This window comes from Mesorhizobium sp. Primo-A (assembly GCF_003997175.1).
Taxonomy (GTDB): domain Bacteria; phylum Pseudomonadota; class Alphaproteobacteria; order Rhizobiales; family Rhizobiaceae; genus Mesorhizobium; species Mesorhizobium ciceri.
Window position 1 is genome coordinate 14,034 of the sequence record NZ_RZTG01000022.1, and the last position, 19,226, is coordinate 33,259.

The 19,226-nt window shown below is 60.0% G+C and carries 17 protein-coding genes and 2 pseudogenes; 2 read left to right on the top strand and 17 right to left on the bottom strand.

The window, feature by feature from the left end:
• Positions 1-50: 50 nt before the first annotated feature.
• The gene (locus tag EOC83_RS29605) at positions 51-905 is read right to left on the bottom strand and encodes a transporter substrate-binding domain-containing protein (protein ID WP_063170524.1); all 855 of its coding nucleotides are present in this window, start codon (positions 903-905) and stop codon (positions 51-53) included.
• Positions 906-1,205: 300 nt separating this feature from the next.
• On the opposite strand from EOC83_RS29605, the gene EOC83_RS29610 reads away from it, so the two are divergent.
• Positions 1,206-2,165: a LysR family transcriptional regulator gene (locus EOC83_RS29610; RefSeq protein ID WP_063170525.1), complete on the top strand. Its 960-nt coding sequence runs from the start codon at positions 1,206-1,208 to the stop codon at positions 2,163-2,165.
• Positions 2,166-2,233: 68 nt separating this feature from the next.
• Here EOC83_RS29610 and EOC83_RS29615 read toward each other — a convergent pair whose 3' ends face one another.
• The 3 genes and pseudogenes from EOC83_RS29615 to EOC83_RS29625 all read right to left on the bottom strand — a co-directional run.
• The gene (locus tag EOC83_RS29615) at positions 2,234-2,866 is read right to left on the bottom strand and encodes an urea carboxylase-associated family protein (protein ID WP_063170526.1); all 633 of its coding nucleotides are present in this window, start codon (positions 2,864-2,866) and stop codon (positions 2,234-2,236) included.
• 17 nt (positions 2,867-2,883) lie between these two features.
• Positions 2,884-3,852 carry an agmatinase gene (gene speB, locus EOC83_RS29620; protein WP_063170527.1) on the bottom strand — a complete coding sequence of 323 codons (969 nt, stop codon included), beginning with the start codon at positions 3,850-3,852 and terminating at the stop codon, positions 2,884-2,886.
• Between the two features lie 293 nt (positions 3,853-4,145).
• Positions 4,146-4,570: pseudogene (locus EOC83_RS29625) on the bottom strand (ABC transporter permease); the annotation flags it as partial.
• Here EOC83_RS29625 and EOC83_RS29630 point away from each other — a divergent pair.
• Positions 4,556-4,732 (top strand): annotated as a pseudogene (locus tag EOC83_RS29630) (DUF3788 family protein); the annotation flags it as partial. The pseudogenes EOC83_RS29625 and EOC83_RS29630 overlap by 15 nt on opposite strands.
• 543 nt (positions 4,733-5,275) lie before the next feature.
• On the opposite strand, the gene EOC83_RS29635 reads toward EOC83_RS29630, so the two are convergent.
• The 13 genes from EOC83_RS29635 to EOC83_RS29690 all read right to left on the bottom strand — a co-directional run bounded on the left by EOC83_RS29635 (position 5,276) and on the right by EOC83_RS29690 (position 19,086).
• The gene (locus EOC83_RS29635; protein WP_063170529.1) at positions 5,276-5,917 is read right to left on the bottom strand and encodes an HD domain-containing protein; all 642 of its coding nucleotides are present in this window, start codon (positions 5,915-5,917) and stop codon (positions 5,276-5,278) included.
• A 168-nt stretch (positions 5,918-6,085) separates the two neighbouring features.
• Positions 6,086-7,060: a GlxA family transcriptional regulator gene (locus tag EOC83_RS29640; RefSeq protein ID WP_063170530.1), complete on the bottom strand. Its 975-nt coding sequence runs from the start codon at positions 7,058-7,060 to the stop codon at positions 6,086-6,088.
• Positions 7,061-7,260: 200 nt separating this feature from the next.
• Entirely contained in the window at positions 7,261-7,683 is a 423-nt protein-coding gene (locus EOC83_RS29645; RefSeq protein ID WP_063170863.1) for a cupin domain-containing protein, read from the bottom strand.
• A 142-nt stretch (positions 7,684-7,825) separates the two neighbouring features.
• On the bottom strand, positions 7,826-7,984 hold the full coding sequence (locus EOC83_RS32920; protein ID WP_158515811.1) for a hypothetical protein: 159 nt from the start codon (positions 7,982-7,984) through the stop codon (positions 7,826-7,828).
• Between the two features lie 273 nt (positions 7,985-8,257).
• Positions 8,258-8,923 (bottom strand): HD domain-containing protein, encoded by a 666-nt coding sequence (locus EOC83_RS29650; protein ID WP_063170531.1) that lies wholly within the window; start codon positions 8,921-8,923, stop codon positions 8,258-8,260.
• A 75-nt stretch (positions 8,924-8,998) separates the two neighbouring features.
• On the bottom strand, positions 8,999-9,988 hold the full coding sequence (locus EOC83_RS29655; RefSeq protein ID WP_127224675.1) for an NADP-dependent oxidoreductase: 990 nt from the start codon (positions 9,986-9,988) through the stop codon (positions 8,999-9,001).
• A 504-nt stretch (positions 9,989-10,492) separates the two neighbouring features.
• Entirely contained in the window at positions 10,493-10,738 is a 246-nt protein-coding gene (locus tag EOC83_RS29660; protein ID WP_063170534.1) for a hypothetical protein, read from the bottom strand.
• A 734-nt stretch (positions 10,739-11,472) separates the two neighbouring features.
• Positions 11,473-12,972 carry an aldehyde dehydrogenase family protein gene (locus EOC83_RS29670; RefSeq protein WP_063170535.1) on the bottom strand — a complete coding sequence of 500 codons (1,500 nt, stop codon included), beginning with the start codon at positions 12,970-12,972 and terminating at the stop codon, positions 11,473-11,475.
• Between the two features lie 79 nt (positions 12,973-13,051).
• The gene (locus EOC83_RS29675; RefSeq protein ID WP_063170536.1) at positions 13,052-14,800 is read right to left on the bottom strand and encodes an ABC transporter ATP-binding protein; all 1,749 of its coding nucleotides are present in this window, start codon (positions 14,798-14,800) and stop codon (positions 13,052-13,054) included.
• The gene (locus EOC83_RS32925; RefSeq protein ID WP_127224475.1) at positions 14,797-15,564 is read right to left on the bottom strand and encodes a hypothetical protein; all 768 of its coding nucleotides are present in this window, start codon (positions 15,562-15,564) and stop codon (positions 14,797-14,799) included. Before EOC83_RS32925 ends, EOC83_RS29675 begins: the two co-directional genes overlap by 4 nt.
• Entirely contained in the window at positions 15,561-17,219 is a 1,659-nt protein-coding gene (locus EOC83_RS29680; protein ID WP_127326008.1) for a hypothetical protein, read from the bottom strand. Before EOC83_RS29680 ends, EOC83_RS32925 begins: the two co-directional genes overlap by 4 nt.
• A 112-nt stretch (positions 17,220-17,331) precedes the next feature.
• A complete protein-coding gene (locus EOC83_RS29685) occupies positions 17,332-18,072 on the bottom strand; it encodes an ABC transporter permease (RefSeq protein WP_244507023.1) in 741 nt (246 codons plus the stop codon).
• Positions 18,073-18,144: 72 nt separating this feature from the next.
• The gene (locus tag EOC83_RS29690) at positions 18,145-19,086 is read right to left on the bottom strand and encodes an ABC transporter permease (protein ID WP_063170540.1); all 942 of its coding nucleotides are present in this window, start codon (positions 19,084-19,086) and stop codon (positions 18,145-18,147) included.
• Positions 19,087-19,226 lie beyond the last annotated feature (140 nt).

Consider the following 19,226-nt stretch of genomic DNA (forward strand, 5'->3'; position numbering starts at 1 on the left):
GCTGGGAAGCCTCGCCGTTTATCCGGGTGCTGTGAGCCCATGCCGGCTTGTCAGCTCTTAGGTTCGGGCAGGGCATCCGTCGGCAGTTTCATGGTGAAGCCGAACCACTTCTCCTGAAGCTTGGCCATGGTTCCATCGGCGGCGAGCTTGCGGAACTGGTTGTCGATGAAGTCGGCAAGCGCCTTGCTGTCGTCATCCTTGCGGAAGGCCCAGCTGAAATAGGTCGGCTCCCCGAACGTCGTGCGGATGGTTTCGAAGGCGTCGCCGCGCTGCGTCTGCAGGTAAAGCAGATTGGGCAGGGAATTCACCACGGCATCGGTACGGCCGGCAGCCAGGTCGGCATAGGCCTCATTGAAGTCGACATAGGTCTGGATGTTGGCGATCGGCGCCATGCCTTTTGCCTTGAGTGCCTCGGAAAAGGCCTCGGTGCCCTTGAGCTGTGCCGAGCCGGCCTGCGTGCCAACATTCTTGCCGCTCAGGTCTTCGGGCGTGTTTAGCGACGTATCGCCCTCGCGCTTGACGTAGGAGAACGACGCGTCGGCGATCGGCAGAGACAGCCTGTAGGTATCGTAACGCTGTTTGTTGACGGTGACGGACGTTATGATGGCGTCGAATTTTTCGGTCTGGAGGCCCGGCAGCAAGCCCTGAAACGGCAGGTCGAGCCGGTTCACCTTCACGTCCGGTAGCGCCTTCATGACTTCTTCGAAGAGGTCGACGCCATAGCCGACGACCTTGCCGTTATCGACATATTCGAATGGTGGGTAGCGCGCCTCGGACGCGATGGTGATCTCGCCCTTCTCCTTGATCCGATCCAGAAGATCGGCGGCTGTGGCGATGCTCGCCACAGCGAGCGAGAGTGACGCGGCCAGCAGTATCGAAGTGCACAGTTTCAGAGCGGATCGCATGACTTCCTCCAGCTTCGTATGTTCTCGTTTATTATGGATTATTTGGAGTCCGAGGCTTCTGTAAGCGCTCAGGAATCTCACATGCGTGACGAGCCTCAAACCTCCAAGTCGCCGGCCGACTGCGTTGCCGGCCCGGTTGTTGAACTTCCCAGCGGCAGGACGGCACGCCGCCATCTGGTAGGGCAGCATGGCAGGATTGAATCTTTGATAAACATGGAATGAATAGACTATACATCGAAATTGGCGATGTAAGGCTGATGCCGGACACCGCCTGCACAGGTTCGGGGAGGAGTGTCAGAATTGCGTCTGTCGGTAGCCGATATCCGTGCGCTCAGGGTTTTCCGTTCCGTGGTCGAACATGGCGGATTCACTGGAGCGCAGCTTGCCTTGGCGATGAGCCAGTCGACGATCAGTTTCCAGATCAATGCGCTGGAGGAGCGGTTGGGGTTTTCGCTGTGCCAGCGCGGCAGACGGGGCTTCGAACTGACCGACAGGGGCAGCGCTGTTTATGAATATTCCCATTCGCTGACATCCGCGCTGTCGGCGTTCGAGATGCAATTGGGGGAATTGCGCTCCAAGGCGACGGGCGTGCTGCGCGTCGGGATCGTCGATGCGACCGTTACCGATTCAAACCTTGGCCTCGATGACGTCATTCACCAGTTCATCAAGAAGGCCAGCGAAGTCGATCTGCGCATCACCATAGGCTCGCCCGAGCAGCTGATCGCGGACACCGCCAAGGGCGGGATCGATTTCGCGATCTCCCCGCGCATCAAATTGCTGCCCGGCTATTCGCAAACTGAGTTCCATCATGAAAGGAACTCGCTCTATTGCAGCGAGCGTCACCCGCTGTTTTCCCGCAAGCTGGTGACAAAGGCCGATGTGGAGGCATCGCAGATGGTGGTGCGGCCCTATGCCAACAAGTCGGAACTGCAGCATTTTCCCAACGCGCATGTCGGCGCCTATGCCTCGAATATCGAGGCGCAGGCGATGTATATCCTGAGCGGCCACTTCGTCGGCTATCTGCCGGATCACATGACCGTCACGTTTAGACAGAACGACCGGCTGAAGGCGCTGCTGGTACCCGAGGCACAGATACGCTCGCCCTTCGTCATCATCGCGCCAAAGCACAAGAAGGCGTCGCTGTCGGAGCGGATTTTTGTCCAGGAACTGCGCAAAAGGGTGGGGAATGCCGAAAAAACTGCCGGTAAAGGGCAACCGACTGAAGCGAAAAAGCCGCTTCCCAAGATACGCGGCGTGTAAAAACTTCTTTACGCATCAATCCCGAAAGGGGGGGGCGCTTTTCGGGATCAATGGTCTGAGCGCGGTGCTTAAAGGCGCGGCGCCTTGGCGTCGATTCGGTAGTGCGCTTCGGTTGGAACGCAGTCTTCCCCGTTCACCGGAATGAGGTCCTGCGGGCAGGCCGAGAACGCGATGATCAAATCCATTTCCGCGCGCATCGACACATAGGAGCCCGGTCCCGACACCGGTGCCTCGAACGAGACCGAACCGTCTTTGCGGACGGGAATGTTCATGAACAGGTTGAGGGGCGAAGGGGTTTCGGATGACGTCAGCCCGAGCGCGCCGAGAGCGGCCGCCAGGTTGTCAGTGCAGTTGTCATGGTGGCCGACATGGCCCAACTGCTGGTAGCGATAGCGGTCGCAGGCGGCGATCAGCGTATCGTGCACGCCGCCCGACGTATCCTGGATCAGGGTCAGCATCGGACGCCGCTTGTTACTGCGCAGCGTGTCGCCGTTCTGGGGATTCACCTTGAGCATGCCGCCACGGCTGTGCTCCATCGACATGAATTCCGCGATGTCGTCGGCGCAGAAGGCCCAGGTGTCCACCACCTGGGTGCCATGGGTGTTGATGACGGTGATCACCTGGCCTTGGGCAACGGGCGCCGCCACGCCCTTGCGGGCGGGAATGAGTTGAACCTGACCGTCACTGGCGTTCGTTGGCATCGTTGTGTTCCTTCCGTTCAGCGTCCGCGCGCTTCGCGTTCGACGAAGATGTAGCCGAGAAAATTTAGGAGCACCTGTGCTGCGAGAAAGCCGGTGATGCCCGAAGGGTCGTAGGCCGGGGCGACCTCGACGAGGTCGATGCCGACCACGTCGCCGCGCTTCACTAGGCCCTGGAGCATTTCCATTACTTCATAATACAGGAAGCCGCCATGGCTGGGCGTGCCGGTGCCCGGCGCAATCGATGGATCGAAGCCGTCGATGTCGATCGTCACATAGTAGCGCGCGCGCTCCGGGATGGTTGCCAGCACGCCTTCGACGCCGAGCTTGCGCGCCTGGCGGACGGAAAGGATGGTCGAGCCGCGCTGGCGTGCGTCTTCGTAGCCGTCGCGGGCCGTAGAGGAGACGTTGCGGATGCCGAGCTGGCTGAGGCCGCTGACATGCGACTGTTCGGCCGCTCGGCGCATCGGGTTGCCGTGGCCTTCGCGTACGCCGTGACGCACGTCGACAAAGTCGAGATGGGCGTCGATCTGCACGATATGGATAGGGCCATGTTCGCTGAACGCCCGGACGCAGGGGATGTTGATGGCATGGTCGCCGCCCAGAACGACGGGCAACGCGCCTCGTTCGAGAATCTTGCGGACCGCCTTTGCCGTATTGGCGTGGCTGGTGACGGTATCGGTGTGCACAATATCCGCATCGCCGATGTCGACGATCCGCACCTTGTCAAGCGGCAGATAGGTCTGGTCGTCCTCATGGTCGTAGGCGCCGCCATGGCCGAAGGAAAACAGCGTCGACGCCTCGCGGATGGCGCGCGGCCCGAAGCGCGCGCCGGAGCGGTACTGCGTGCCCATGTCGAAGGGAACACCCAGCACCGCCACATCGGCATCGATCTTGTCCCAATCCAGGCAGATCGGCCGTTTACCGAAGGTGCTAAGTCCTACGAAGGGGAGATCGAGCCGTCCGCCCTCATACCCGTGTCCAGACATCGAAACTCTCCCTGCTTGGATAAGCTTCAGGCCATCCGGTGACGACCTTCGACATGAGCCGAAGCGCCAGGGTGGGGTGAAGCACGACAGGCCTGCGGTCTGTCTGTCTCGTGGCTAGCAGGTGCAGCCACTCCTATCTATCACGAGTATCGGGCGTTCATATCGATTTAATCGGATCATGCCGCCTGCCTCAGCGAGACCGCGTCAGCCATTCGCGCCATCATCATCTCAGCTTGTGGCGCAACTGCTGACAACCGATTTGGGGTGTGGGCATCGGAGATCACTCGCCGACGTCAACTGTCCTCGAACTGTGGCGTGAGCGTGTCGTTCAGCCCGTCGCCCAAGAGGTTGAAGCCGAGCACGACGGCGATGATCGCAGTCCCGGCCAGACCGTCATCCACGGGGCCTCACTCAGGAACTGTCTGCGCCGGCTGGCGCCGGCGGAGCCCGAGAAAGGCAAGGCTGCCCTCGGCGAGGACGGCGACCGCCATGGTGATGGTGATTTGGACGACGATTGGAGCCAGCACCTTGGGCAGAACATGTGCGAGGATGATGTTGCGGTCGCGCGAGCCGAGCGCGCGCGCCGCGGTGATGTAGTCCTCGTTCTTGATCGACAGCACTTGGCCTCGCGTCAGCCTAATGAAAACCGGCGTGGCCGAGACGCCGATGGCGATCATTGCGTTCTGAAGGCTTGCCCGAGAAACGCCGCCAGCGCGAGGAGCGGCGTTATGTCTGGCGTCCGCAATTGGTCAAGCTCTACGACGAAGCCAAAACATACATCGATGGAAAATGGCTGACGATTGCCATTTCATCGGCAGATGAACTGCATGATGTGACGGAGCTTCTCACTATGAAGCGCCGGCCAAAGTTGCGCGGTTGAAGGCAACAAAAATCCTGGATCCGCGGCGCGCGATGGCTCCGAGGACTCCAGGCAGCGGCCTAGTCTACATCACACAGCAATTCGACATCGAGGTCGTCGTGGAAGGCTCTCGTATGGTTTGGCGAACCTAAGGACGATGAACGCGACTAATTACAGGCTGGTAGGCCGCTGAAATCGTAGCCGACGACGGCGCCGCCATCGCCGCTATCATTACCTTCGCCGAGACCGCCGATCACGGCAGCTAGGCGGTTATAGAGTAACCGCTCATACTCCTGTTCCGGCTCGCTGTAGGTGCCGTCCGCGATCTAGAGCAGACCCATACGGTCCCGGATCACTATCTCACCCCGTTATTCGGATTTTCTACGCAGAGCAGCGATCACGTCGTGCCAGGACTCTGGCAGCTCAGGCAGTAGAAGAAATTTCTTTGTTCCAGCATAGCGTCCGTCCGAAATGGTCTCGCCGCCACCGGTTTGCGGCTCAAACTGAGACGAGAAATATAGGAATGGCGCCCATTTCAGCTTCCTCGACCGGCGGCAACCAGGGTCAGCTCGGCCAAGGTGAGCCAAGGATGATCGAGCAGAAATTCTGGCGGACATAGTTCATGTCCTTCAGCGCTAGGACGTCAGCCTTCACATTTCCGAACGTCGTCAACGGCTTCTTGATGATGCCGTTGGCGAAGTGGTCTATGATGTTCTCCTTGAAGTTCGTCTCGCGCGGATGATGGACGCACACACTGTCGCGCTGCTCATGCGTGAAGTCGTGATAGGCGACGCCGAGCACGTCCATCTCCACACCGGCGGTCACCAGCCCGATTGTGGGACGCATATGCTCTGGGATGCCGGGGGTTGTGTGGAGCGCAATGGCAGTCCAGACGTCCTCGACATCACGCTCCGGCACCCCGTAGCCCTTCATGAAGTCGCGCGCGGCATTGGCGCCGTCGACCTCGAAGCGCAGGTCAGGGCTGGCATATTTCTCGGTGAGGCCCATGTCGTGGAACATGGCGCCAAGGTAAAGCAGTTCCGGATCAAATTTTAGGCCGCGGCGCTCGCCGGTCAGCGCGCCCCAGAAGAAGACGCGGCGACTGTGGTTAAAAAGCAGGTCGTCTTCGGTATCGCGCACAAGCTGTGTGGCGGCCCGCGCGATAGCGCTGTCAGGCACGCGAATTTCGGCGATGATCTCAGACATGGAAAAATCTCCTTCGTTGGGCAGCCGCCGGCGGGGCTTGTCGGCATTACGCAACAAGGCCCTGCTTCGGGCAACGAACGGGATCGTGCGGATCAGGACAGCCGTGCGTCGTTTCCTGACAAATGCCCGTCTGAGCCTTCACGTCTCAACCCGCCGTGACTTCGCGATCTATTCCGATTCCGCCCCCCGGAAGCTGGCGCGATATTGGCCGGGGGTCACGCCAATACGGCTGGTGAAAACAATCCTCATCCGGTCTGCGGATCCGAACCCGCAATTGAAGGCGACGGCTTTCAGCGGTCTGTCGCTTCCTTCCAGCATACTGCGCGCCGCATCGACGCGGGCGCGCTCGATGAACTCATGCGGTGTAATCCCCGTCGCCTGCACGAAATGCCGGGCTAGATTTCGCGGGCTCATGCCGACGACAGCAGCAAGCGACTCCAGCGTGTGGCGATCCCCGATGTTGCCCATCACGTGGTCCTGAATGCGTGCGATGGGCGATTCCAGATCGGCAGGTGCCGTAAGGTAGGGACTGAACTGCGACTGCCCGCCCTGGCGTTGGGCCACCACGACCAGCCGCTTGGCGACCTTGAGCGCCGTTTCCGCGCCGTGCTGCTGCCCGACGAGCGCCAAGCCCAAATCTATTCCCGCAGTCACACCGGCCGCGGTGATCAGCCGCCCATCGCGCACATAGATCAAGTCCGGTTCGACCCTTGCCTTGGGGAACCTGGCCGCCAGAGCCTGCGCATCCTGCCAATGGGTTGTGACGCGTCGATCATCCAGGAGGCCGGCATAGCCAAGGACAAAGGCTCCGGTGCAGATTGATCCATAAACGCTCGAGCGCCACGGCAACTCTTTGACCCACTGGACCAAGTACGGTTCCGGCTCCGTCGCCGGAGGCGTCGGCGCGCCGGCCACCAGAATGATGTCGAAGCCCCCCGCTGCCTCCTCAAAGGTCAGGTCCGCTACCAGTCGCATCCCGTTCGACGCGCGTAGTGGATTGCGGTGAGCGGCAACCAATACTGTCTCATAACGGTCGGCACTGTCCAGAAACGTGTTTGCCTCGCTGAACACGTCCATCGGCCCTGCCGCGTCCAGGGCCTGAACACCCTCATAGACAACGATCGCGACAACGTGTTTCGGCACCTCTTACGGCCTCTCCAGTCAGATGCCGTACTATGCATGTAGTTAGCACACTGCAAAAGGCCCAGTCCGGTCTGTTAATCAACCAACCGAAATGTCCGTGCGTCAGGAACTGGACTTAATTGGTCGATTTTCCAGCCGATACCGGACGATCTATACCGGCCAAAAAAGTCGTCGCGGCGACAGGCGAGTTTGTCGCGCTACTATTGTGATCCTGCCGCCTTGTCAGGCGTCGTCAAGGGCTTGTCCTTCGAGTCCAAAACGAAGAGCGCCAATAGGCTGGCTGGCTCGGTCTCACTCGCGTTCTCGCTGATGCGGTGATGTGAGCCCGGCATTTCGTAGAAGCCTTCACCTGCATGATAGATCTTCGCCGGCTCATCGCCGACTTGGCTGCGGATAGCCCCGGAGAGCACGTAGGCGTAAATAAATGCCGAGGCTGCGTGGTGATGAGCGAGCGATTTGCCTCCCGGAGGATAAGTCACGGTCACAGCAACTATTCTCGTTCCTTCGACATTCGGCAGTGAGTGCTCGAAGGCCATTCTCACCTGCTCCCGGTCCTGTGCCATCACGGGCGAAGCTCCCAGAGCGATCGCCGTTGCTATCAGTGGGACGGAGGCCGTTCGCATTGCTCTTGACAGCGCACTAATCCGATTGGCAGATCCATTGATCAACATCATCGCACTTTTTCTTTAATGTCTCACGCTTGGTTCAAACAAGACCCAGGGCCGAACTGATTGTCACCGCTACGGTTCACGTCCGAAGCCATCGTCACGATATCACGGTCGCTTTAACCTGCTTCTTTCCTTGAGCAGCATAGAGAGCAGCGCCGCCAGACTGATCCCGCAGCCCCCAGCCGATCCGCTCCGTCGCGCCGCCGGCAATGACCTGAGCACCCGCAGCGGCATCCAATACGCTCAGGGCGCCCATTCTGGCGCCAGCGCCACCAGCGGCTTGCTGCCCGGTTATCAGCCCCCAGCGGGCCAGTCGCCAAAAGCCGGACCGGCATTGCCCGGGCGGTCGGAGCGCCGCGCTGACCGAGAGGCAAGATAGGCAAGCAGCTCAATTTCCCACCAACGATTGGGGTCCGGCGCGCGGCAAATGCGCCGAGAGTTAACCACCTGGGAGAGATCAGCGATTCATCGTCGGCAGCCCGCCCGCAATCGCGATCAAGCTCCTGGAGCACGGGATACGTCCTCGTCATCATGTTGAGTTCTGCGGTGCGGAATCCGGGAACGGAGACGCGGCGATCAAGTCGCATGCGTTGGGAGTCTTAAATCCCGGCATGAAACGTTCGCAGACGGCCGCGTTAACGGTGCCATACGTCGTCGCGGGCTTATGCGCAAAGCCAGCGAAATACTCCTGGATAAAGCCCTCTTTGAAATTTGCCCGCGGGTACTTGACCACGATTTCCTCACGCAGCTCCACGGGAAACTGATCGAAGCCCACTCCGATGACATCGAGAAGAACACCTGAGTTGAGTAGCGCTACTTCGGCGCCCATATATCGGGGAATGCCGGGGGTGGTGTGCAGCGCGATTGCTTCCCACACGGTCTGCACCTGGTCTTCAGCAATGTTGTGGACGTTTAGAAACTGTCGGGCGGCATTTGCGCCATCGACCTCAAAGCGTTCGTCTGGGCTCGAAAACTTCTTGATAAGGCCGAGATCATGAAATGCGGCCGCCACGTAGAGGAGTTCAGAGTCGAAGCGCAGTTTCCTCTGACGACCCTGCTCAGCTGCGAAAAGGTAGACGCGGATCGAGTGATTGAAGAGCAGATCGCTGGCGTGCTCGCGTAGGATATCTGTCGCCTCTTTCGCGAGCAAAGAATCGGGAATGACGAGGGCATTGGAGAGATTTAGCTTAGTCATTTGCTTGGTCCTTCAAGACTAGCTTTGGAAGTGGGCAAATCGGGGCTCGCGAGTGCAACGACGAGGCTTGATCGATCATCTCGCTCCGACATCGAGCACGATCTTTCCCTTCGGTGGAGTCCGCACGCGCTCCAACATCAAATGCGCCTCGCGCGCGTCCGCGAGCGGCAAGACCGCCCCCACCCTGGTTCTCAGTTTTCCACCGTCGACGAGACAGGCGATCTCCGCCAGGTCCTGCCTCGTGACGTTGACCAGGAAGAAGGAGGCTTCAACGCCATGGCGTTCTGCGAGTTTCTGATCCGGATTTGACACAGCCGAAATCAGCTTTCCGCCTCGACGAAGGACCTGGAACGAGCGGTTCTGCGTCTCGCCGCCGACCAGATCGATGACAGCGTCCGCGTCCCTAACCTTTTCCTCAAAGCGTTGGGTCTGGTGGTCGATGACCGTGTTTGCTCCGAGATCGCGTACGAAAGTAATGTCGTCCGTCGCTGCAGTCGCAATCGCTTGCAGGTGCGCCTCACGCGCCAATTGAACCGCATACGAGCCGACATTTCCCGCCGCCCCGTGGATCACAACCGTTTGACCGGCTTTGAGCTGCGCGTGGTAAAACAACGCCTGCCATGCCGTCACGGCAACGACAGGAACAGAGGCGGCTTCAGCATAGGTTAGCGACGTCGGCTTGTTCGACACCATCTCAGCGGAAGCCACTGCGTATTCGGCGTAGGCCCCTATAAACCGCGGATTCGTAACGCCATAAACCTGATCTCCCACACGCAGTTCTGAAACTCCGGACCCCTTGGCGACGATTTCGCCGGAGAGATCCGAGCCTAGCGTGAGAGGGAGCGGTTGCGGTAAGGCGCTCTTGCCCGCCCGGATCCAACCATCCCACGGTCCGACGCCGGCGGCTTCAACTTTGACGAGGACCTCGCCGGGGCCAGGATCAGGCCGCGGAACGCGCTCGTACTTCATGATCTCTGGTGGCCCGAACTCGTGCACGCGCCAAGCCATCATTGTTGAATGAGTTCGCTCTCCGTTATCTTGACGAACGATGCTGCTGGAAGTCATGTCATTCTCCTTGCGCTCGGCTCGTCATGACTGCTACCGCCGATGGGTGGACCTTGTTGTCGAGGACGGCCCTGTTGCACTCTCGGCCGACCTGGGGCGAAGCCTCGAATGTCACGCTCTGCGTCGGCGACTTGGCGCTCGCCGGTGACGCATCACGCCTGTTCGATGCGACTGCCGTGAAGCGGACTTTCTCGCTCGTGCCTCGGTGAGAGGTGCCACGGCAGTCGCATGGTCGCTCTCCAAGGCGATTTATCGGACGGCTTGTCCATATATCGCGCTGGACCCTGCTTTGGACAACGAACCCGATCCTGTGGATCAGGACAGTGGAACGTCGTTTCCTGACAAGGTCCATCCGAGCCTTCGGGGCAGCAGCGGTCGTTTATTTCCAACGTACGAGTTGGGCCGCGTTCGCGCATTCGACCGGCGCGGCATGCGGTGGCATAGCCTTTTGGTCGGCGCCGAGCTGCAAACTTCAAAGGCCGCTAAGTTTCCGCCACCGAGAGCTCACCAAGGCTGCAAGGACGTTCGGACGTCGACCTCGAACGACCAAGCCTTGTGGTGCTGCCGATAGAGGAAGGCGGAGCATTCCACGACGCCCTCGATATCGAGCAACCGGTCACGGCGCGAGTCGTCGTCTGGAAAGCGTCGGCGGATTTTGTGGCCGTCGACGGCACCATCGACGATGACGTGGCCGACGTGGATCCCCTCCAAACCGTATTCCTTGCCTGCGCGACCCGCCTCGGTCAGCATACCTCCGCGTGCAACGCTGCCGATCGATATGCAGGGAAGTCCGTGTAACCCACCTCGCCCCGTCGGGTGTAATAGGTTGATCGGTCCGCTTCTGCGAACGGCCAGCCATGCTCGAGATGCTCAGCAAGATCCGGCTCGATCGCATGGCATGCTGTTTCCGTCAAACATGAACTCCAGGATTTCGAGACGGTGCGGATGGCAGTAGGGGACACGGGCTTGGGCAGGTTCCACTATGGATAGTTCAAGATGACATTCGCGATGGAAAGCTGCTGACCGAACTGGATGGGATGTCCGGCGGCGAGGTGACGGTCAACGTCCTTGGGCTGCGTACAAAGGCTCTGCCGGCTAAGATAAGAGTTATCGTAGACGGTCTGGTTCAAGAGGTGCGCGAACTATGACTGCTATCGCTTAGGCGATGTCGCATTTCACATTCTATGTGTCCGATACTACTCACGCACTACCCTGCAAACACGGTCGACGGTCCGAATGGTTCGCTGCTCGGGAAATATCAGAGCCGGCGTGAATGCGTCGAAAGTCATCGCCAAGCCTGAAAAGCTTTAGCTGGCTGCCACGCCTGGCCGGGCTTTCTTCCTTTTCATGGACAATGAGCGATGCTGGTCGGGCGGCGCGACGGGTTGATAGAAGCAAAATTAGCCAATTGTCCGGTGTGATCGTTTATTTGGAGCGATAGAAATGCGACATCCCTGCCCCACAATGCCGTTTTTGGCAGCCCTTCAAAGCGACATAATCACCGACTTGGTCTCCGTGTAAAGGTTCAGCCCTTCTTGTCCCCGTTCTCTGCCCCAGCCGGATTGCTTGAAGCCGCCGGTGGGTATCGCCGCATCAACCGAACCGTGTACGTTGACCCCAATCCGGCCGGCGCGAATTCGCCGTACCATCTTGTGGGCGACGCTCAGGTCCCGCGTCCAGACACTGCCGGCAAGCCCGAAGATACTGTCATTCGCCTGCCGGGCGATCTGTTCCAGGTCGTCGTCATCGAAACTCATGGCGCACAGGACGGGACCAAAAATCTCTTCCTGCACCACCGCCATGTCGGGTCGGGTATCGGTCAGCACCGTGGGGGCAATGAAGTTGCCTTCGTTGCCGATCCGCGTGCCGCCAAACGCCACCGTTGCGCCGGCGCTCCTGCCCTGCTCGATATAGTCCATTACGCGGTTGCACTGGACCGGGGAAATGACGGGGCCCATCTGGACGCCTTCGCTGAGGCCATGGCCGACCCGGATATTCCCGGCCCGCTGGCCGATCCCATCCACGATCTGGTCAAACACTTTCTTATGGGCGAACAGTCGCGATCCCGCAGTGCAGACCTGGCCGCTATTGGCAAAAATGCCCTGCGTGACACCGGGAATGGCAACCGACATGTCAGCATCGGGAAAGACGATAACGGGCGACTTCCCTCCCAGTTCGAGCGACACTTTCTTCAAATTGCCAGCGGCGGCCCTGACGATTATACGACCGATTTCGCTGGAACCCGTAAAGGCAACCTTGTCGATCTGCGGGTGTGAGGCGATCGCCGCGCCCGCCGTCGGCCCAAAACCGGTCACGATGTTGATCACGCCAGCGGGAATGCCGGCCTCCTGGGCCAGTTCGCCGAAGCGCAGCGCTGTCAGCGGGGTCTGCTCTGCCGGCTTGAGCACGATCGTGCAGCCGGTGGCCAGCGCCGGAGCGACCTTCCAGGCCAGCATGAGCAGTGGCGCATTCCACGGAATGATCTGCCCGACGACCCCGACCGGCTCACGCACGGTGAAGGCATGGTACTTGTCCGGCGCCGAGATCGAAATGGTTTCCCCCGTGATCTTGGTCGCCCAGCCCGCCATGTAGCGGAACATATCTACGCTGAGCGCAACGTCTGAATTCCTAGCATTGGCAAGCGGCTTGCCATTGTTGAGAACCTCCAGTTCGGCCAGTTCATCGGCGTTCTGTTCCAGCAGATCCGCGAGTTTCCAGATGAGACGTCCACGCTCGCTGGGCGTGATGCGGCTCCATGGGCCTTCTTCAAAGGCCCGCCGGGCAGCTTTGACGGCCATGTCGATATCCTTGGTGTCGCCCTCCGGAACCTGCGCAATTACGCGTCCCGTGCCCGGATCATATGTGTCGAAAACCTTCCCGGACCGAGCCGGCACCCATTTTCCATCGATAAGGAGTTTTTTGTCCTGTCGTAAAAAGGACGCCGCCTTCACTCCAATTTGGAACTGCTCAGCATATGTGTTCATCGAATTCTCCATCGGTATAGGGAAGCGCCTTGCTCGGATTCGTCCAAAGGCGTCCATCTGAAGCGCCCTTTAGAGCCTGTCACTCGATCACGAAGTGGTCGGGTCCAACCACGCGAGGCTGCCGCTTCGGCGGAATGAAATCGAGCGACCGCATGGGCGACGGCAATTCGGTCACCGGCTTGCCGATCAAGCGGTGCCTGTCGGCGGTCGGCTCTGGGACCGGCACCGCCGACATCAGCTTTTGGGTATAAGGATGTTTCGGATTCCCTATCACCTCGCGGCTGGGCCCGATCTCCACGATCTCGCCAAGATACATGACAGCCACGCGGTGGCTGACACGTTCGACAATAGCCATGTCGTGACTGATGAAGAGGTATGACAGCCGTAGTTCCTCCTGCAGCTCAAGCAGCAGGTCGATCACCTGGGCCTTGACCGAAACGTCGAGCGCCGAGACGGCCTCGTCGGCTATGATGACCTTCGGGTCGAGCATCAGGGTCCGGGCGATACAAATTCTCTGGCGCTGACCGCCGGAAAACTCGTGCGGAAGACGGGTTATCATCGACGGTTCGAGGCCGACACGCTCCAGAAGATGTTTCGCCTTCTCCAAAGCCTTGGCCTTGGTCGCCAACCCATGGCATAGCAGGGGCTCTGCCAGGATTGCACCGACGTTTTGCTTCGGGTCCAGGGAACTGAAAGGATCCTGGAAGATCATCTGCACGTTGCGTCGGAGGTCCGAAAGATCGGACCTGTTGTCGCGCCGCACCGTGCGTCCGTCGAAGACCACTTCGCCGGAATCCGGCGGATTGAGAAACAGGATGCTGCGGCCGGTGGTCGACTTACCGCAGCCGGACTCGCCAACAAGCGACAGCGTTTCTCCAGGCATGATATCGAAGCTTAGACCCTCGACGGCATGGAGACGCCCAACCTTGCGGCGCATTGCTCCGCCACGCACATCGAACCGGGTCACCAGGTTGCGCACGCTCAAAACCGGCTTGGGCACAGCATCCTTGGCAGGCGCGCGGTAGGTGCGGGCCACGCCTTGCCCCAAGCGCGGGACCGCGTCGATCAGCATCCTCGTATAGTCCTCGCGCGGACGTTCGAAAACGTCCTTTACTGCTCCCATCTCCACCACACGTCCCTTGTGCATGACCATGACGCGGTCGGCGATGTTGGCCACTACGCCCATGTCATGCGTGATGAACAGGATCGCGGTGCCGGTATCGCGCTGGACCTCGTCCAGGAGGTCGAGGATCTGTGCCTGTATCGTCACATCGAGCGCTGTTGTCGGCTCATCGGCGATAAGCAGCTTCGGCGAGCACGCCAAGGCGATGGCGATCATGATCCTTTGCCGCATTCCCCCGGAGAACATGTGAGGATAGTCGTTGAACCGCCGCCGCGCGTCCGGAATGCGAACGCGGTCGAAAAGCCGGATGCCCTCCTCCCGCGCCTCGGCATCGCTCAAGGGTCGATGCTGGCGCAGCATTTCCTTGATCTGGGTGCTGACCTGCAGCACCGGATTCAGGCTCATCATCGGTTCTTGGAAGATCATGCTGGCAATGCCGCCACGCACCTGCCGCAATGTCGATGTCGACGCGCCCACCACTTGCTGGCCATCGACAATGACCGAACCGCTCACATGGGTATTGCCGGCAAGCAGTCCCATTATCGTCATGGAAGTGACGCTCTTGCCGGATCCCGACTCGCCGACAAGCGCCAGCGTCTCGCCGGCATGGATGGCCAGATCGACGTCATGCACCACCTGATGCTTGCCGAAAGCGACGCTGAGGCCGTTCACCTCAACCACCGGATTGGATATCGGTTCATTCATGAGCTTGGTGCCGGTGCAACAGTGAAGCCCGCCTGCGAGCGGGAGCGCTCCGACGTTGGAGCCCAGGTGAGCATTTCGAGCCCGTACAGCGCATCCAGTGTCTCGCGCGATACGGGAATACCCTTGTTGTGTGCCAAGGCGATCTTCGCCCCAGGCCGAACGGCAGCGCATCCGGACGCCTTCAGTTCAGGTCTGCGGGCGCTGACCATGAGAAGCGCGCACCCCGGCGCCGGCCTGGCGGCGTCGATCGATTTCAAGGCTGCCGTTTCGCCGCCGAGGAGCGCCGCTAGGGTATCTTCCCCTTGGCCCGAATACAGCACACCCCTTGGATCCGGTTCAGCCAACAGCCAGTCGAAGGTTCCGTCGCGGGCGACGATACCGATAGAAGAGAGATTGTAGTTCATCGCGCCGATCAGCGTGGCCGGAACAAGCGACAACTCGGTCGCCGAAGATATCCGACATAGCTCCCATTTGGCGTCGCTTACATGGGCGGCGAGAGCATCGACTGCGGCTGGTCCGGTTTCCAGAAATGAAATGCCAGCGGCATCCAGCATCGTGAGGCCGTTCGACTTGTGATAGCTGAAGCCATGAGAGGGCCGCGGGCCTGCCTGACGGATATCGTCCAGAACAGCCGGATCGAGTGCTGCACCCGCTGCCACGATATGAGCCCCCCGATCAGCGGTGCCGAACGCATACCCCAGAGCTCTAAGCGACCATGGTAGGATGCGGGTCAGTTCGGAATATGCAACGGTGGTCATGCTCACAGGGCAACCTCATTGTCATGCTTGCGAAGCTGGGGACTCGGCCTGTCAGGCGTCAGGATTTCCGAAGGCAGCGGCTGATCTTGGAAGAAAGTGCCCCGCACATAGCGGATGCTGAGCGGCGTCGAGCCACGAATGCCCAGCGACGCAAGGAAAAAACGTATGAGCTCGGCGGGGACGAAATCGCGATGCGCGAGCGGATCCCGTATTTCGGCGTAGGGTAGGCCATCCAGATACTGCACGCGCGACATGGCGTAGTGCAGATCCGGATGGTCGAGGACGACATCGCCGACGTGCTCGTTATCATCACGGCTGACCAGCACTGCCGCCAGCCTCTGGATCAGTCCGATATGATCGATGAAGGATTCGAAACGCTCGTGCGGATCGACGATTCTCTCGCCGCGTCTCTGTTCGCCATTGTCGATCGAATGGTACCAGAAATGCTGGTGCGTTTCGGCGAGCGTACGGTCGGCAGTTAAGGCCCAGACGTAATTTCTGCGCAGGATCTCGCGCAGTTCACCGATCCTCATTGCTGGCTGAAGTTGCCGCTTGCGGCCTGCGCCGATCTGGAAATAGGGCGCGATGGCGTCACAGAAGTCCGGCACTACGTCGAGAAGCAAGCTGTGAAACTGCTCACTGGTCTCGCCATCCATGACCTCCGCGACGTGCGCAGCAACGTCGCCCCAGCAATGCCACTGACCTTCGCGCAGGCTTGCCGAAATGCGTTTCAAGTTCTCGATGATGGTTTCGTTAGCCGCCACATAGTCCTGCGTCTGTGGGTCAGTCTGCGCATAGATACGTATGGTGCTCTCTATCGAGCTGCGGACAAGTGCAATGCTTCCCGCTTCGACCGGCAGGCTTTTTGCGTAGCCAAGCGCTGCCTCGCGCACGGTCACCCAGGTGGCGACCCAATGCGGCCAGCGTTGGAGGGCTACACACATCCCCTGACCTGAGGAGTTGCCTATTCCAAGCCCGCGCGCGATCGCGATGTCGAGCTGCGCCGCGTCCGAATTGCGCCGCCGCGCCACGGCATTGACGAGATCGATGGAGACAAGCCGAACCAGGTAGATCGCGAAGATGTCCGCAAAGAACGGGTGCGCCAGCGGGTGCTCCTCGGGAATGCCGGGATAGGAAACCGTGCCGTTCCTGCCACTGCTTTGAAAGCCACCGTTCCGCATGAGGTAGGCGATGCCAAGCTCTGGGGCAGGCTGTTCGCCGCGGGACAATGCTTCGACGACGGCGTCGAAATGCCGGCTGCTGCGATTGGCGGGGGTCCAGCCGACCACATCCGAATCCGTGCGCATCTGGCCTTCAGCCTTGATGTCGAAGGTTTCAAATTCCCGCTGGATACGCTGTTGGCTGGCAAGATTGACGAAGAGCGCGCCGAACATGTCGCGATCCGCGCCGTCGGAGCGGCGTCCGACTTTTTCGATTCCGTCCCATGGATATGCTCGGGCGATATAGGAGAAGGAATGGCCTTCCGCGTCGATCCGGTAGACAAATCTCGCCGCGCCGTCATCGTCGCACTCCGCCGAGATCATTCTTATCTGCCAGCGTTCGCGAACGATCCTGCGCAGCAGCATATCGGCAAAACTGACGCGCGAAGCCTTGAAGCAGCGAAGGTTCTCGACGCGCATCAACACATCGGCCGGCCGCATCCATCGCCGCGCCTTCAACGCACCTTCCGGACCCGCGAACTCCTGCAGGCGTTGTTCTATGAATGCCGGCAGCGGCGGCTCGACCTGGCTAGACGTCATTTCCCTGCTCCAATCAGCGATCATTGCGGGACGCGGCCTCGTTCATGCTCGACCCGACTAGATAAAATGTGAAAACGGTAAGGGCGACCGCAGCACCCGGCCCCAAGCTGAGCAGCGGCAGGATCGGCAGGAACATCGAACCGTCGCGCACCATGCCGCCCCAATCCGGAGCCGGCGGAGGCACGCCCAGCCCCAGGAAGCTGAGGCTTGCGGAGGTGAAGATCGCGAAGGCCACATTGATTGCGAACTGCGCCCACACCACGCGCATCGTGTTTGGCATGATATGATGGCGGATGATCCAGAAAGAGCTTGCGCCCGTGGCACGCGCAGCTTCCACGAAGACCATTTCCCGGACAACGAAAACCTGGCCACGAACCAGGCGGGCGACCGTCGGCGCAGTGACGACACCCAGCGTGACCGCCAGGTTGACCACCGATGGCCCGAGCATGGCGGTGATGATCAATGCGAGAACGAGCCCCGGCAAGGCGATGAAAATGTCGATTATCTGGACCAGGACAAAATCGACCCAGCCACGGAAAAACCCGGCGATCAGGCCAATGGGCGCGCCGATCAGCACAGCCACGATCGCCGCCGAAGCACCCACCTGCAACGAAACCCTTGTCCCGTAGATGACGCGCGACAGCACGTCCCGGCCCAGTTGGTCCGTGCCAAGAATATTCTCAGCCGAAGGCGGCCCGAGGACATTGATCGTCGTAGCGGTCGGGTGCAGTGGCGCGATCAAGGGCGCGAACACCGCGATCAATGTGATGATCACCAGAAGCGTCAGGCCAAGGACCAATCGGAACGGAAGTTTTCTCATTGGATTCTAAGCCGATGTTCGCACGAGCGGATTGACGAGGCTGTAGGTGATGTCCGCCACAAGGTTGAGGATCATCACGCCGACGATGATCACCATTCCCACCGACAGCATCACCGGAAAATCCCGGGACGAAATCGCTTCGACCAGCAGCCGGCCCATGCCTGGCATGGAAAAGACGGTTTCGGTCACGACCGCCCCGCCTACCAGTTGTCCAAGCGAAAGTCCGGCATAGGTGATCAAGGGCAATATGCTGTTGGGCAGAATGTGCCGGTAGGAAATGCGCGCCTCCGACAGCCCCTTGGACCGCGCGGCCTGGATGTAAAGGTTGCCTTTCACCGACTGATATTCGGCCTTGTAGACGAGCGTGAAGGAGCTGAAATAGAAGGTCGTAAGCGTGATAATGGGCAGGATCATGTGGATGAGATGTTGCCCAGCGCCCCGTGACCACGGCGACCATCCGGTCGTCGGCAGCCAGCGTAGCTGAACCGAAAACAGGTAGATCAGCAGCAGTCCGAGAAAGAAATTCGGTACAGTGATGCCAACGATGCTTATGGCGGCGGTGAGCCGGTCCACCAGCTTTTTCATGAACGTAGCCGAATTGATTAGCGTGGCCCCCAGGAATGCGATGAGGATCGCCCAGGATGCCAGCTCGAGCGTTAGAGGAAGAGCATCCGCGATCATTTGCGCGACAGGCTGCTGGGTGGAGTAGGATCGACCCAGGTCGCCCGACAATGCCGCGCTGATCCAGTTCCAGTAACGCGACAGGATGGGCTGGTCGAAGCCCAGCTTCGCGTTGAGATCGGCAATCGATTGAGGGGACGCGTTCTCTCCCAGCATGATCGCCGCCGGTGTCCCCAGAAAGGACGTAACCGACGTGAACAGCAGAAAGGTCAGAACGATAACGTTCGGAACCATGATCGCTATGCGGGAAAGTACAAGCGCAAGCATTTCTGACCTCAGTGCATCGCGAGGGGATTGAACGAACGGCTCCGGGCGCGCGTCTCGCAAAGCGGGCGGTTGGTGCGCATCTGATGGGCGGCGGTCATATGGCGATCAAATCCTTTCCACCGGTTGCAGGCGGGATAAGG

Coding starts and splice junctions, on each gene's coding strand:
- speB (WP_063170527.1), bottom strand. CDS start 3,852: ATGTCTGGACACGGGTATGAGGGCGGACGGCTCGATCTCCCCTTCGTA.
- EOC83_RS29615 (WP_063170526.1), bottom strand. CDS start 2,866: ATGCCAACGAACGCCAGTGACGGTCAGGTTCAACTCATTCCCGCCCGC.
- EOC83_RS29635 (WP_063170529.1), bottom strand. CDS start 5,917: ATGTCTGAGATCATCGCCGAAATTCGCGTGCCTGACAGCGCTATCGCG.
- EOC83_RS29660 (WP_063170534.1), bottom strand. CDS start 10,738: ATGCTGACCGAGGCGGGTCGCGCAGGCAAGGAATACGGTTTGGAGGGG.
- EOC83_RS29655 (WP_127224675.1), bottom strand. CDS start 9,988: ATGACTTCCAGCAGCATCGTTCGTCAAGATAACGGAGAGCGAACTCAT.
- EOC83_RS32920 (WP_158515811.1), bottom strand. CDS start 7,984: ATGGGCGCCCTGAGCGTATTGGATGCCGCTGCGGGTGCTCAGGTCATT.
- EOC83_RS29675 (WP_063170536.1), bottom strand. CDS start 14,800: ATGAATGAACCGATATCCAATCCGGTGGTTGAGGTGAACGGCCTCAGC.
- EOC83_RS29670 (WP_063170535.1), bottom strand. CDS start 12,972: ATGAACACATATGCTGAGCAGTTCCAAATTGGAGTGAAGGCGGCGTCC.
- EOC83_RS29605 (WP_063170524.1), bottom strand. CDS start 905: ATGCGATCCGCTCTGAAACTGTGCACTTCGATACTGCTGGCCGCGTCA.
- EOC83_RS29645 (WP_063170863.1), bottom strand. CDS start 7,683: ATGCGAACGGCCTCCGTCCCACTGATAGCAACGGCGATCGCTCTGGGA.
- EOC83_RS29650 (WP_063170531.1), bottom strand. CDS start 8,923: ATGACTAAGCTAAATCTCTCCAATGCCCTCGTCATTCCCGATTCTTTG.
- EOC83_RS29690 (WP_063170540.1), bottom strand. CDS start 19,086: ATGCTTGCGCTTGTACTTTCCCGCATAGCGATCATGGTTCCGAACGTT.
- EOC83_RS29680 (WP_127326008.1), bottom strand. CDS start 17,219: ATGCGGCCGGCCGATGTGTTGATGCGCGTCGAGAACCTTCGCTGCTTC.